Annotated in this window: 9 protein-coding genes and 1 pseudogene (1 of these 10 running past the window's edge); 3 read left to right on the top strand and 7 right to left on the bottom strand. The window is 67.4% G+C overall.

Annotated features, from left to right (window positions below; all coding sequences use genetic code 11):
• Together GEV05_09275 and GEV05_09280 are read left to right on the top strand one after the other, a co-directional pair.
• Positions 1–955, top strand: a pseudogene (locus tag GEV05_09275) (S1 RNA-binding domain-containing protein); it begins 2,033 nt to the left of the window's first position.
• A 150-nt stretch (positions 956–1,105) separates the two neighbouring features.
• Positions 1,106–2,368 (top strand): PrpF protein, encoded by a 1,263-nt coding sequence (locus GEV05_09280; protein ID MPZ43577.1) that lies wholly within the window; start codon positions 1,106–1,108, stop codon positions 2,366–2,368.
• A gap of 4 nt (positions 2,369–2,372) precedes the next feature.
• Here the strand turns inward: GEV05_09280 and GEV05_09285 are convergent, their stop codons facing one another.
• Both GEV05_09285 and uvrB read right to left on the bottom strand, forming a co-directional pair.
• Positions 2,373–2,882 carry a low molecular weight phosphotyrosine protein phosphatase gene (locus GEV05_09285; protein MPZ43578.1) on the bottom strand — a complete coding sequence of 170 codons (510 nt, stop codon included), beginning with the start codon at positions 2,880–2,882 and terminating at the stop codon, positions 2,373–2,375.
• A gap of 71 nt (positions 2,883–2,953) precedes the next feature.
• Entirely contained in the window at positions 2,954–4,975 is a 2,022-nt protein-coding gene (gene uvrB / locus GEV05_09290; GenBank protein MPZ43579.1) for an excinuclease ABC subunit UvrB, read from the bottom strand.
• 222 nt (positions 4,976–5,197) lie between these two features.
• On the opposite strand from uvrB, the gene GEV05_09295 reads away from it, so the two are divergent.
• A complete protein-coding gene (locus GEV05_09295; GenBank protein ID MPZ43580.1) occupies positions 5,198–6,412 on the top strand; it encodes an aminotransferase class I/II-fold pyridoxal phosphate-dependent enzyme in 1,215 nt (404 codons plus the stop codon).
• On the opposite strand, the gene GEV05_09300 is transcribed toward GEV05_09295, so the two are convergent.
• The 5 genes from GEV05_09300 to kdsA form a co-directional block, all read right to left on the bottom strand.
• Positions 6,402–9,932, bottom strand: coding sequence for a pyridine nucleotide-disulfide oxidoreductase (locus tag GEV05_09300; GenBank protein ID MPZ43581.1), 3,531 nt, complete (start codon positions 9,930–9,932; stop codon positions 6,402–6,404). The genes GEV05_09295 and GEV05_09300 overlap by 11 nt on opposite strands.
• Before the next feature lie 341 nt (positions 9,933–10,273).
• Positions 10,274–11,131: a bifunctional methylenetetrahydrofolate dehydrogenase/methenyltetrahydrofolate cyclohydrolase gene (locus GEV05_09305; GenBank protein ID MPZ43582.1), complete on the bottom strand. Its 858-nt coding sequence runs from the start codon at positions 11,129–11,131 to the stop codon at positions 10,274–10,276.
• A gap of 17 nt (positions 11,132–11,148) precedes the next feature.
• Positions 11,149–11,457 (bottom strand): cell division protein FtsB, encoded by a 309-nt coding sequence (ftsB, locus tag GEV05_09310; protein MPZ43583.1) that lies wholly within the window; start codon positions 11,455–11,457, stop codon positions 11,149–11,151.
• 11 nt (positions 11,458–11,468) lie between these two features.
• A complete protein-coding gene (locus GEV05_09315) occupies positions 11,469–12,758 on the bottom strand; it encodes a phosphopyruvate hydratase (protein MPZ43584.1) in 1,290 nt (429 codons plus the stop codon).
• A gap of 53 nt (positions 12,759–12,811) precedes the next feature.
• Entirely contained in the window at positions 12,812–13,657 is an 846-nt protein-coding gene (gene kdsA / locus GEV05_09320; protein ID MPZ43585.1) for a 3-deoxy-8-phosphooctulonate synthase, read from the bottom strand.
• Between the last annotated feature and the right edge of the window lie 10 nt (positions 13,658–13,667).

The raw sequence follows: 13,667 nt of genomic DNA on the forward strand, positions 1-13,667 counted from the left end.
GCGGGGTGAGCGTAACGAGCGGGGTGAGCGTAACGAGCGGGGTGAGCGGCCGGAGCGCCAGCGTAGCGAGCAGGCCCACGATCAACGACAGCGACGCGGTGAAGGCCGCCGCAGCCAGGAGGATCGCCGGCCGCCGCGGCGCGAACGCGACGACACGCAAGGCCGGCCGCCGCGGCGCGAACCGAGCGCCGCGGAAGCGCAAGAGCCTGTTGCCGCGGCCGACGTTTCGCAGGGGCACGCGCCGGACCATGCCGCTGCTGCCGATGGCGGAAGCAGCGGCCCGCGCAGCCGCCGTCGGCGCGGGCGTCGCGACCGGCAGGAGCAGCCCGCCGAGCACCGGGCAACCCAAGCGTCCGACGACGATACCGTCTCGAGCGAAGCAGCGCCCGCAGCGTTGGGCACCGCCGCAGTGAGCGCCGAGCTGGCGTCTTCGGCCGTCGCATCGCCCGGCGTCGCATCGCCCGTGGCAATCGCACCCGTGGCAGTTGCGCCCGCGGCAGTTACGCCCGAGCCGGCGGCCTCCCCAAGCGACGCGGTTGTCGCCTCGGCGGTCACGGAGGTCAGGTCGCCGCCAGTGTCGGAGCGGAATCCGGCATTCGCAGCAGCGGAAACCGAATCCGTCGAGCAGGCCGCTCAGCCGACGTCTCGGGTCGCCGCTGAACCGGCGCCCCGGCCAGCAGCCGAACCCGCACCCAGCCTGATCGAGCGGGCAAGCGAGACGCGTGTCGATGCGAGCCCTGCGGCAGCTTCACAGCCGGCGGACGAAGCGACCATCGCCCAGCGCTTCGAGCTTCCGCCCGACATGGTCATGATCGAGACATCACCCGGCGCACGGCGTCCAACCGAACAGCCCGCCGCAGCCACGGACGAGCCCATGCAGCCCCGGCGTCCGAAACAGCCGCCACCCGCTGCCGCGGGCGAACAACCGCTGGTCCAGGTCGAGACACGTAAGTAACTGCGCGAGGGCGCGCCCGTTCGAGCGCCGCCCTCCGTCACGACCTGTTGCGGTTCGCGTAAACTGCCCGCATGCTTTCGGCGGACGTGCGGCACACCCGCGCGCCAATGGCTATACTATGTGGACGATCTTGCGACCCTGGAGGAGACCATGAGCTCGCTTGCGCCGCTGCCGTCTGCGGCCTCATTCGGAAGATTGCCGGCACCGGAACTGGAAGATTTCGTACCGCGCGCGACCGGGGGCATAGCGCAGTTCCCCGTCTACTACATGCGCGGCGGAACTTCCACTGGCATCGTGCTGTGGCACGAGCACGTGCCCGAAGAGCAGGCGCTGAAGGAAGAGCTGATACGCGCCATCATGGGCGTTCCGGCGTGCGGCGAGTCGCGAGGCAACAAACAGACCACCGGTCTGGGACGCGGCGCTCCGACCAGCAACAAGGTCTTCATCGTCTCGCGCCCGAACACGAGCGAGGCCGACATCGCGAGCACGCTGGCGCAGCTCGCCGCCGACAAGTCGGCGATCGACTGGAGCGTGAACTGCGGCAACATGTCGGCCGCGTTGCCGATGTATGCGCTCGAGACCGGCCTCATCGAGGCGGCGGCCGGCCGCACCACGGTGCGCATCTTCAATACCAACACCGGCGTTACGACCGATGCAACGGTGCGCACGCCGGATGCCAACCCATTCATCCCGCCCGATACCGAGATCCCCGGCGTCATGGGGAAGTTCCCGGGTGTCGAGCTCACCTTGCGCCATCCCGTGGGGGCGAAAACCGGAAAGCTGCTGCCCACTTGCCATCCGAGCGACTCGATCTGCGGAATCGACGTGTCATGCGTCGACGTCGCCGTCCCGATGGTGATCCTGCGCGCTGCCGATGTCGGCAAGACGGGCCTGGAAACGCCCGACGAGCTCTCGCGCGATGGGAAGCTGAAGGAGCGGTTGCGCGAAATCTGGGTAGCTGCCGGCTTGAAGATGGGTCTGCGCCGCCGCGGCGGATCATTGATGACGGCGGCCGATCTGGCGCACAGCGAGACCGTGCCGAAGGTGTGCCTGATTTCGCCCGGAGAAGGCGACGTGCACATCAGTGCGCGCTACTTCACGCCCCAGTCGCCGCACAGCTCGCTGGCGGTGACCGGCGGCTGTTGCCTGGCGGTCGCTTGCCTGGTGCCGGGCACCGTGGCCAATGCCGTGGCGCAGGGTCTTGCTCCGGTGAGCGAGATGCACGGCATCTGCACGGTCGCCATGCGCAATCCCGCGGGCGTGCTGCGCGCGCGCATCGGCGCCACGGTCGGTACCAACGGATTGCGCGTGACCTCGGTTGCCTACGAGCGCAGCGCGCAGCTGCTGCTGCGCGGCCACTTCCCCATCTACGGCGCCTCGCCCGAGCTGCGCGAGTTCGCCGCGCGCTGGTAGGTTTTCAAAGGCCCGGCGGACGCGACTCGCCGGGCGCCGTCGCGCTCGCAGCCGCGAGGTAGCGGTCCCGAACATGATCGACCAGCGACTCGCACGCGTCCTCGATCATGTCGAGCACCAGCTCGAACGCCTTGGCGTTGCCGTAATACGGATCGGGAATATCGAGCGCGTCGTGCATGCGCGCAAATTCCATCAGTAGCCGCAGCCGTTCGGACTTGTCGCCAGGGCAGCGGCTACGCAGCGCCTCCAGGTTCTGCCGGTCCATGGCCAGCACCAGATCGAAGCGGGCGAAATCTTCGTCGGCGATGCAGCGCCCGCGCATGCGCGACATGTCGTAGCCGCGCCGTTGCGCCGCGGCGCGCGCGCGGCCGTCGGCCGAGGCACCCCGGTTGAAACCGTGCGTGCCCGCGGACGCGCACGCAACCCGGTCGGAAAGTCCGGCCGTGTGCAGCCGTTGCCTGAACACCGCTTCAGCGGTCGGCGAGCGACAGACGTTGCCGAGGCAGACGAACAGCACGCGGCATACGATGCGATCCTCTCGCCCGGCGCCGCCGAACGGCCACAGGTTGCGCAGAAGCGCCGGGATCAAGGCAGGTCTTCGATGAACAAGCGACGCTTGAGCTGGGCGAGGCGATTGCGCAAGTCGGCGGCACGCTCGAACTCCAGCCGGCGCGCAGCCTCCAGCATTTCCTTTTCCACCCGCTTCACTTCCCGGGTGAGCTCCTTCTCGCTCATTGCCTCGTAGGCCTTGCGCGCCTGGGCGGCCTTCTGCTGCTGGTGCGATTCGCCGGCATCGTACACGCCCTCGATGATGTCCTTGACGCGCTTGCTGACGCCGCGCGGCACGATGCCGTGGGCGGCGTTGTAGGCTTCCTGCTTGACGCGCCGGCGCTCGGTCTCGTCGATCGCCTGGCGCATCGAATTGGTGAGGACATCGGCATACATGATGGTGGTGCCGTTGATGTGCCGTGCGGCGCGCCCGATGGTCTGGATGAGCGAGCGCGTGGAGCGCAGGAACCCTTCCTTGTCCGCATCCAGGATGGCCACCAGCGACACCTCGGGAATGTCCAGTCCTTCGCGCAGCAGGTTGATCCCGACCAGCACGTCGAATTCGCCGAGGCGCAGATCGCGGATGATCTCCACCCGCTCGACCGTGTCGATGTCCGAGTGCAGGTAGCGCACCCGCAGGCTGTGGTCGGCGAGGTACTCGGTGAGGTCCTCGGCCATGCGCTTGGTGAGCGTCGTGACGAGCACGCGCTCGTCGCGCTCGACACGCGCCCGGATCTCGGACATGAGGTCGTCCACCTGCGTGGCCGCCGGGCGCACCTCGATCATCGGATCCACCAGGCCGGTAGGTCGCACCACCTGCTCCACCACGCGTGCCTGCTTGCGCCGCTCGTAGTCGCCCGGCGTGGCCGAGACGAAGATCGTGCGCAACATCTTTCCCTCGAACTCGTCGAATCGCAGCGGCCGGTTGTCGAGCGCGCTCGGAAGGCGAAAGCCGTACTCGACCAGTGTCTCCTTGCGCGAGCGGTCGCCACGATACATCCCGCCGATCTGCGGGATGGTGACGTGGCTCTCGTCGATGATCATGAGCGTGTTCGGCGGCAGGTAGTCGATCAGCGTGGGCGGAGGCTCGCCCTCCTTGCGCCCGCTCAAGGGACGCGAGTAGTTTTCGATGCCCTTGCAGAAGCCCATTTCGTTCAGCATCTCGAGATCGAAGCGGGTGCGCTGCTCGATGCGCTGCGCTTCCAGCAGCCGGCCCTCGCGCTGGAAGAATTCCAGCCGCTGCGCGAGCTCGAGCTTGATGGCCTCGATCGCGCGCAGGGTCGTCGCGCGCGGCGTCACGTAGTGGCTGGACGGATACACGGTATAGCGTCCGACCCGGTGCAGGATCTGCCCGGTGAGCGGATCGAACAGCGTCAGCGTCTCCACCTCGTCGTCGAACAAGCAGATCCGCAACGCCTGTTCCGCGCTCTCGGCGGGGTACACGTCGATCACGTCGCCGCGCACGCGGAAGGTGCCGCGACGGAAATCGGCCTCGTTGCGCTGGTACTGCATCTCGGTCAGGCGTTTGAGGATGTCGCGCTGGCCGATGCGCTCGCGCTCGCGCAGGTGCAGGATCATGCCGTGATAATCGACCGGGTCGCCGATGCCGTAGATGGCCGACACCGTCGCCACGATGATCGCGTCCGGGCGCTCGAGCAGCGACTTGGTGGCAGAAAGCCGCATCTGCTCGATGTGCTCGTTGATGCTCGAGTCCTTTTCGATATAGAGATCGCGCGAAGGGACGTAGGCCTCCGGCTGGTAGTAGTCGTAGTACGAGACGAAGTACTCGATCGCGTTTTCCGGAAAGAACTCCCGCATCTCGGAATAGAGCTGGGCGGCGAGCGTCTTGTTGGGCGCCATCACGAGCGCCGGGCAGCCCAGCCGCCCGATCACGTTCGCCATGGTGTAGGTCTTGCCGGAGCCCGTCACGCCGAGCAGCGTCTGGCACCCGAGCCCGGCCTGCACGCCTTCGACCAGCCGGTCGATCGCCTCGGGCTGATCGCCGGCTGGCTCGAACGTCTGGTGCAGCCGGTAGGGGCTGCCCGGAAATGTGCGCACCGGGTGCTCGGCGGCGGGTGCCGTCTGCGCGTCGGGCAAGAGCTCGGAAATCTTCAATCGCAACCTCGTTTACCGTGGCGTAATTGTCTCATAGCGGCACGCTCGGCCCACCCTCGCTGCCGGCGCGTGCAGGGCGACATTTCCAGCCAGCACCGCCGCGGGTAGAATCCGTTTCATTCGCAGTCTCGGCCCGCACTGCCCTACCCGTTCAAGGCATTCCGCATGTCCTCATTTTCCCTGGCGTCGATCGAAATGGCGCCGCGCGATCCGATCCTCGGCCTCACCGAAGCATTCAACGCCGATCCCAATCCCGCCAAGGTCAACCTCGGCCAGGGTGTCTACGTCGACGACTCGGGCAAGGTGCCGGTGCTCGAATGCGTACGCCGTGTCGAGCACGCGCTCGCCGAGGGCGCTCGGCCGCGCAGCTACCTGCCGATCGACGGCTTGCCGGCCTACGACCGAATCGCGCAGGAGGTGCTGCTCGGCCCGGATCATGGCGCGCTGCGCGACAAGCGGGTGGTCACGGTGCAAAGTCTGGGCGGAACCGGCGCGCTCAAGGTGGGCGCGGACTTTCTGCGCCGCGCCGATCCGCAGGCGCAAGTCTGGATCAGCGACCCGAGCTGGGAAAATCATCGCGCCCTGTTCGAGTATGCCGGCTTCGAGGTCAATACCTACCCGTATTACGAACCGGCCTCGCACGGCTGCCGTTTCGACGCCATGCTGGCGGGGCTCGCCGGGCTGCCTGCCGGCGCAATCGTCGTCCTGCACGCCTGCTGCCACAACCCGACCGGGGTCGATCTGTCGCAGGCGCAGTGGCAGCGCGTGCTGGACGTGGTCAGGCAGCGCGGCCTCGTGCCCTTTCTCGACATCGCCTACCAGGGATTCGGCGACGGCCTGGAACAGGACGCCTACGCGGTGCGGCTGTTCGCCGATGCGCTGCCGGCGGTATTCGTGGCGGGTTCCTACTCCAAGTCGCTGTCGCTCTACGGCGAGCGGGTCGGCGCGCTCAGCGTCGTTACCGGAAGCGCCGACGAAGCGGCCCGCGTCCTGAGCCAGTTGAAGCGCATCATCCGGACCAACTATTCCAACCCGCCCACGCACGGGGGCGAGGTGGCTGCCATGGTGCTGTCGAACCCGGAGCTGCGCGCGCTGTGGGAGCGCGAGCTGGGCTTGATGCGCGAGCGCATCAAGCTCATGCGCCGGCTGCTGGTGGAGAAAGTTCGCGAGCAGCGCGCCGATTTCGATTTCAGCTACATGCTCGACCAGCGCGGCATGTTCTCCTACTCCGGGCTCACCCAGGCGCAGGTCCAGGCACTGCGGGAGAAGCATTCGATATACGCCGTCGACAGCGGGCGCATCTGCGTCGCGGCGCTCAGCACCGCCAACGTCGATTACGTCGCGCGCTCCATCGCCCAGGTGCTCGTGACTACGCGTTGAGCAGCTCGCCCTCGGGCGCTGCGGCGCTGCGCAGGCCCGCGCGCCGCAGGCAGCGGTCGATCCATTGCGCGCTGAGCTTTTCCTGCACCGCGTTCTGTCCCAGCCGCTCGCGCAGCGCTTCGAAGTCGACGTGGTCGAGCGGCTGGTCCTGGTTGAAGCAGGAGAACACGTAACGGGTCGCGCCCGTCGCCGGATCGCGCTGCGGCTGGATGCACTGCGCGCAGATCTCCTTCATCATGCATTGCATCGGCGAGTTGATGGAGCCGATGCCCAGGTGACCGGCCTTGAGGTAAGGTGCGAGCACCCCGTGGCGGGCGCGCGCGACTGCCGCCATCATCCGATCCGAACCGATCGCAACGACACGATCGACCTCGGACAGCGGAACGGGTTGCGCACCGAGCTCGCCGCGAGCATAGGCATGCATGGCCTCCACGATGTTGCCGACGAAGCTTGCATCCTGCCTGCGCTCCGGCTCGAAGGCCGGTCCGTGGTCGCAGCACCATACGACCGCATCCGCGGCCGCTTCGATCTCAGTCACCTTGTAGCGATCGACGCGGCGCCGGTAGCCCGCAAAGTACAGCACGCGGCTGCCCGCCGCTCGCAGCGCCTGGCCGATGGAGAAGAGCACCGCGTTGCCCAGCCCGCCGCCCGCGAGCAGCACGATTTCGCCCGCAGGCGTTTCCGTCGGCGACCCGGTGGGTCCCATCAGCACCACCGGCTCGCCGGGACGCAACAGCGCGCACAGATCGGACGAACCGCCCATCTCCAGCACGATGGTCGAGACCAGTCCCTTCTCGGCATCCACCCAGGCACCGGTAAGCGCGAGCCCTTCCATCGCCAGCCGCGTGCCTTCGATCTCGGTGGCCAGCGTTTCGTAGTTCTGCAGGCGGTAGAACTGACCGGGCTTGAATGCGCGCGCCGCCGCCGGTGCATGCACGATCACCTCGACGATGTTGGGCGTCAAGCGCACGACTTCATTCACCCGCGCGCGCAGATCGTGGTCGAGCACGGCGAGGAATGCGGCATCGTCCTTGCCGGCCGCTGCGGACCGCTCGAGCATCGTGCGGCTGACCACGGGATAGCCCTGGCGCGCGCTCGCCATGGCCTTCACCACGTTGCCGAAGTACGACGGGTGCATATCGCCGAAAAAGCTCATGCAGCGGCCGTCGCTTTGCCGGTTCATCAGCACGTGCACCTGGCGCGGCTTGGCGGCGTTGCGCTCGGGGCTCACCGGCGTGCCGTTCGCGTCGCAGGCCTGGAAGTAGCGGCCGTCGAGCTTGAAGTGCGCGCCATCCTCGCGCGCCAGCACGGTGTTGGGCTGCGTTCCGGCCGCGACCAGGACCGCACGCGCAGGCAAGATCGTTTCGCCGGACTTCTGCCAACGGCCGTCCTCGGACTGGGTCTGCACCGCCATGCGCACGGCGCTGGCATGCCCGTGCCGGTCCACCGCGATTTCCAGCGGCGTGAGGCCCGCCGCGAAGCGCACACCCTCCTGCAGCGCCTTCTCCACCTCTTCATGGTTCAGCGTGTACGAGGGGCTGTCGATCAGGCGGCGGCGATAGGCGATGGTCGCCCCACCCCACGATTGCAGCAGCTCCAGGATTCGCGCCGGCCGGCCCTGCGCCCGCGCGACTTCGCGCTCGGTGCGGATCGCGCGGGCGTGGGCGAGAAATTCATCGGCGATTGTCCGCTCCTCTTCGTTCCATGGGCTGCGCACCGCCGCGTCGCCGCGCTCCGCGGCCAGCGTCTCGAAGCGTTCGAGAAACTTTTCCACCTGCAGCGGGTAATAGGCGAGCGCTTCGGTTGCGGTATCGATCGCGGTCAACCCGCCGCCGATCACCACCACCGGCAAGCGCAGCTGCATGTTGGCGATCGACGAGCGTTTCGCCGCACCCGTGAGCTGCAATGCCATCAGGAAATCCGAGGCCGTGCGCACGCCGCGCGCCATGCCGTTGGGCAATTCCAGCAGCGTCGGCTTGCCCGCGCCCGCGCACAGCGCGATGTGATCGAAGCCGAGCTCGAACGCGCGTTCGGCGCTCAGCGTTCCGCCGAAGCGCACACCGCCGTGCATGCCGAACAGCGCCCGGCGCTCCAGCAGCAGGCGCACGATCTTGAGGAAGTTCTTGTCCCAGCGTACGGTGATGCCGTATTCGGCCACGCCGCCGAAGCCGGCCATGACGCGCTCGTCGAGCTCCTCGTACAGCTGCCCGATGTCCCGAATGGGCCGAAACGGCACGCGCCCGCCGTCCAGACCGACTCCGCAGAGCTCGGGCGGCAACGGCTCGATCTTCAGGCCGTCGATGCCGACGACCGTGTGACCCGCGTTGAGCAGGTAGTGCGCGAGCGTGAAGCCCGCGGGCCCCATGCCGACGACCAGTGCGCGCCGCCCCGTGGACGGCTTGGCGTAGGGAGTGCGCAGACTGAGCGGATTCCAGCGCGTGAGCAGCCCGTAGATCTCGAACCCCCACGGCAGCTGCAAGACGTCTTTCAGCGTACGCGTCTCGGCTTGCGGAATGTCGACCGGGTCCTGCTTCTGGTAGATGCAGGCTTTCATGCAATCGTTGCAAATGCGGTGACCGGTCGCGGCGACCATCGGGTTGTCGACGACGATCATCGCCAGCGCGGCGACCGGCTTGCCTTCGACCTTGAGCTTGTGGAACTCGGAAATTCGCTCTTCCAATGGACAGCCGGCCAGCGTCACGCCGAAAACCGTCTTGCGAAAGGCGCCCGCCGTGCCGTCCGCAGCGGGCTTTTCGCGCAATCCCTGCGAGCACGAGTCCTTGCCCTGCTCATGGCACCAGATGCAGTAGTTGGCCTGATCGAGCGCACCGACGAGATCCGTGCCAGGATCGGTCAGCTTGAAGCCTTCGCGGCGACGCAGGTGATCCAGGCGATAGGTCGGGTAGCCGTCGCGGTCGTTTTCGACCACAGGGACCAGCCGGTGCGGGTCGAGCTTGCGCGGCACCTTGAACAATACCCCGGCACGATGGCGGCTGCGTCCCGCCTCGGTATGGATGGCCCAGCCGGCGTAGGTGAGGGCAAGCTCGAGATCCGCGGCGTGCTCGGCCTCCGCGTTCTGCCACTCGCCGACATGGCGGGCGAACGCGAGCTCGTCGAAGGGCTCGCCGAAACGGGCGGCGAGCTCGAGCTCCGCCGCCGGCCCGTCGAAGGCCGCGACCTGCTGCGGTTTCACCCGAGTCGCCGCGCGCCGCTGCACGAACTGGCGCTTGCATGTGTACAGGCAAGCCAGACGTTCATGCTGCTGCGTCGCTGCGGCCACCTCGGCCTCGATGCCGAACAGAACGGCCAGAAAGCTTTCCACGCAAGGCCCCAGCGCGATCAGCAGCTCCGCCTCCTGCTTGCGCGTGAGCGCAGCGGGCTCGGCGCGCGCGGACTCCAGTTGAAACCGAAGCGCCGGCGCCTGCTCGGAAAGATGGTCGAGAAAGAGGCGATCGAGGCGCGCCAGCCCGGCGGGCGTGTAGAGATCATCGAACGCGAGACCGAAAGCAAGCGAATGCATGTGCGTTGGGCGCGTGAACAAAGCTTTTGACTATACCAGCAAGCCTTTGCCGTGCGAAACCCACACTCCCGGCTTGCCTTCTCGCGTGGCAATCGCCCGTATCCCGGTTGGCATGGCGCCCCGCCACGAGTATCGTCTAGGCGCTATCGGATAGCGACCAAGCAAAGCAATGTTCACCACCCAGAAGATCGTGTGGGCGATTCTCATGATCGGCCTGGCCGGGGTGCTCTACCTGGCATTCCGGGGCTATCTCGCGCCGGCCCTGCTGCTGGATTTCGCCAACACCATGCTGTGCTGACGCCGCCGTTCGATACGCCGGGGCGACCGCGGCATGCGAGCAGCTACGCAACGCCCGGCGCAATGCGCTCTGCGGCCTTCACGGTGTTCTCGATCAGCATCGCGACCGTCATCGGTCCGACGCCGCCCGGCACCGGAGTGAGATAACCGGCCACGCCCGCCACGGCGGCGTCGACGTCGCCGGCGAGCTTTCCGTCCGGCAACCGGTTGACCCCCACATCCACCACCGCCGCGCCGGCCTTAACCATATCGGCGCGTACCAGGCCGGCCCGTCCCACCGCGACCACGAGGACGTCGGCGCTACGCGCGAAGCTGGCGAGGTCCGGCGTCTTCGAGTTGCAAACGCTGACTGTGGCATCGCGCTGGATCAGCAGCAGCGCCATCGGTTTGCCCACGATCTCGCTGCGGCCCACGACCACGGCGTGCTTGCCACGCAGATCGACCCGGTAGGAATCCAGCAGGCGCAGCACGCCGGCCGGCGTGCACGGCGGCAGGATCGCATCGCCTTGCACCAGCCGGCCGAGGTTGCAGAGGTTCAGGCCGTCGACGTCCTTGTCCGGGGCGATGTGGGCCGCGATCGCGTGCTGGTCGATGGCGCGCGGCAGCGGCAGTTGGACCAGGATGCCGTGCACCTGCGCATCGCTGTTGAGCCGGTCGAGGCAGTCGATCACCTCGCCTTGCAGCGTCGAAGCCGGCAGCTCCAGCTCGTCGCCCAGCACACCGGCTTGCTCGCAGGCGCGGATCTTGGCGCGGATGTAGACCTTCGAGGCGGGATCGTCCCCGACCCGCACGACGGTGAGCTTGGGTACGATTCCGCGGGACTTGAGTATCTCCACCCGGGGAGCCAGATCGGCCAGCACGCGCTGCGCGAGCTGCTTGCCGTCGAGAAGGATGGCGGGCACGTCGGTTTCCGGACGTTTCAGCGCGCGCTTTGCGCGCCATCTCCGGCTGCGCGCTCCAGCACCTGGAAGAACACTTCATCGGAGCGGATCATGCCGAGCTCGTTGCGTGCCCGCTCCTCGATCGCCCCGAGCCCTTCCTTCAGATCGCGCACCTCGGCATCGAGCGCGCCATTGCGCGCAGCCAGTTGCTCGTTGCTGCGCCGCTGCTCCGAGATCTTGCGATCGATCTCCCACACGCGCAGCCAGCTGCCCTTGCCGAGCCAAAGGCCGTACTGCAGGCTCGCGATGAGCGCAATCAGCAACACCGCCACCAGCCGCGCACTCATCCGCGCGGCTCTCAGTCCCAATCGAGCTGGTAGAACGCTCGGCGCCCGGCGTAGCTCGCCGCATCGCCCAGGTCTTCCTCGATGCGCAGCAGCTGGTTGTATTTTGCGAGACGATCGGAGCGCGACAACGAGCCGGTCTTGATCTGCAGCGCGTTGGTGCCGACCGCGATGTCGGCGATGGTCGTATCCTCGGTCTCGCCGGAGCGATGCGACACCACCGCCGTGTAGCCGGCGGTCTTCGCCATCTCGATCGCCTCCAGGGTCTCGGTCAGCGTTCCGATCTGGTTGATCTTGATCAGCACCGAGTTCGCGATCCCGCGCCGGATGCCTTCGCGGATGATCCGGGTGTTGGTGCAGAACACGTCGTCGCCCACGAGCTGCACCTGGCCGTCGAGGCGCTCGGTGAGAAGCTTCCAGCCATCCCAGTCGCTCTCGGCCATGCCGTCTTCGATGCTGACGATCGGGTAGCGGTCGACCAGCCCGGCCAGATAATCGGCGAACTGTGCGGAGCTCAAGCTCCTGTCCTCGGAGGCGAGACGGTAGGCGCCCTTGTCGAAGAACTCCGAGGCTGCGCAGTCGAGAGCGATGGAAACGTCCTTGCCTGGCGTGTAGCCGGAGGCTTCGATCGCTTCCATGACGAGCGTCAGCGCTGCTTCGTTGCTTTCGAGGTTGGGCGCGAAACCGCCCTCGTCGCCCACGGTCGTCGGCATGCCGCGGCCGTGGATCAAGCGCTTCAGCGTCTGGAAGATCTCGGCGCCGCAACGGATCGCTTCGCGCAGATTCTGCGCGCCGATCGGAACCAGCATGAATTCCTGCAGGTCGAGACTGTTGTTGGCGTGCGCGCCGCCGTTGACGACGTTCATCATCGGCACCGGCAGCGTCATGCGGCCCGCGCCGCCGATGTAGCGGTAAAGTGGCAGGCCGGATTCCTCGGCGGCGGCCTTCGCCACCGCCAGCGAGACGGCGAGGATTGCATTCGCGCCCAGCCGCGACTTGTTCTCGCTGTCGTCCAGGTCGATCAGGGTCCGGTCGATGAAGCTCTGCTCGGCCGCATCCAGCCCCATGATCGCTTCGCTGATCTCGGTGTTGACGTGCTCCACCGCGCGCAGCACGCCCTTGCCGCCGTAACGGCTGCTGTCGCCGTCGCGCAGCTCGATCGCCTCGCGCTCCCCGGTCGACGCGCCCGAGGGCACGGCCGCGCGGCCCATGACGCCGGATTCGAGCAGCACGTCGGCTTCGACCGTGGGCAGCCCGCGCGAGTCCAGGATCTCGCGCGCCACAACATCGACAATCGCACTCATCGGTCGTTCCTCATCGATTACCAGTGTTTGGACCGGCTCGCGCTTGCGCCCGGCTACGTTCGAACCAGCTTCTGTTCCGCGAAGCCTTGCGCCTTGACCAGATCGTCCAGCGACTTCAGGACCTGCAGCAGCGGTTCCATCAGGTCCAGCGGCCAGGCATTGGGGCCATCGGACAGCGCGCGAGCAGGGTCGGGGTGTGTTTCCATGAAGATACCCGCCACCCCCGCCGCCGCCGCGGCGCGCGCGAGCACGGGCACGAATTCGCGCTGGCCGCCGCTGGCGCTGCCCTGTCCGCCCGGCAACTGCACCGAATGGGTCGCGTCGAACACGACCGGGCAGCCGGTTTCGCGCATGATGGCGAGCGAGCGCATGTCGGATACGAGGTTGTTGTAGCCGAATGCGTAACCGCGCTCGCACACCAGGATGTTGTCACCGCCGCTGGCCGCCTTGGCCTTGGTGACCACGTTGCGCATCTCGCCCGGGGCCAGGAACTGGCCCTTCTTGATGTTGACCGGCTTGCCGGCACCGGCCACGGCGCGAACGAAGTCGGTCTGGCGGCAAAGGAACGCCGGGGTCTGCAGCACATCCACGACCGCGGCGACCGGCGCGGCCTGCTCGGATTCGTGCACGTCGGTCAGCACCGGAACACCGAGGTCGCGGCGCACTTCGGCGAGGATCGCGAGGCCTTCGTTCATGCCGAGACCGCGGAACGAATCGCCCGAGCTGCGGTTGGCCTTGTCGAACGAAGCCTTGAAGACCAGGGCAACACCGACACGGCGCGACATATCGCGCAACCGCTCGGCGGTGCGCAGCACCAGCTCGCGCGACTCGATCACGCACGGCCCGGCGATGACGAACAGCGGCCGATCGAGCCCGACTTCGATGTCGCCGATCTTCATCGCGCCCAAA

The organism is Betaproteobacteria bacterium, from assembly GCA_009377585.1.
Classification (GTDB): Bacteria; Pseudomonadota; Gammaproteobacteria; order Burkholderiales; family WYBJ01; genus WYBJ01.

Coding starts and splice junctions, on each gene's coding strand:
- GEV05_09280 (MPZ43577.1), top strand. CDS start 1,106: ATGAGCTCGCTTGCGCCGCTGCCGTCTGCGGCCTCATTCGGAAGATTG.
- kdsA (MPZ43585.1), bottom strand. CDS start 13,657: ATGAAGATCGGCGACATCGAAGTCGGGCTCGATCGGCCGCTGTTCGTC.
- GEV05_09300 (MPZ43581.1), bottom strand. CDS start 9,932: ATGCATTCGCTTGCTTTCGGTCTCGCGTTCGATGATCTCTACACGCCC.
- GEV05_09295 (MPZ43580.1), top strand. CDS start 5,198: ATGTCCTCATTTTCCCTGGCGTCGATCGAAATGGCGCCGCGCGATCCG.
- GEV05_09315 (MPZ43584.1), bottom strand. CDS start 12,758: ATGAGTGCGATTGTCGATGTTGTGGCGCGCGAGATCCTGGACTCGCGC.
- ftsB (MPZ43583.1), bottom strand. CDS start 11,457: ATGAGTGCGCGGCTGGTGGCGGTGTTGCTGATTGCGCTCATCGCGAGC.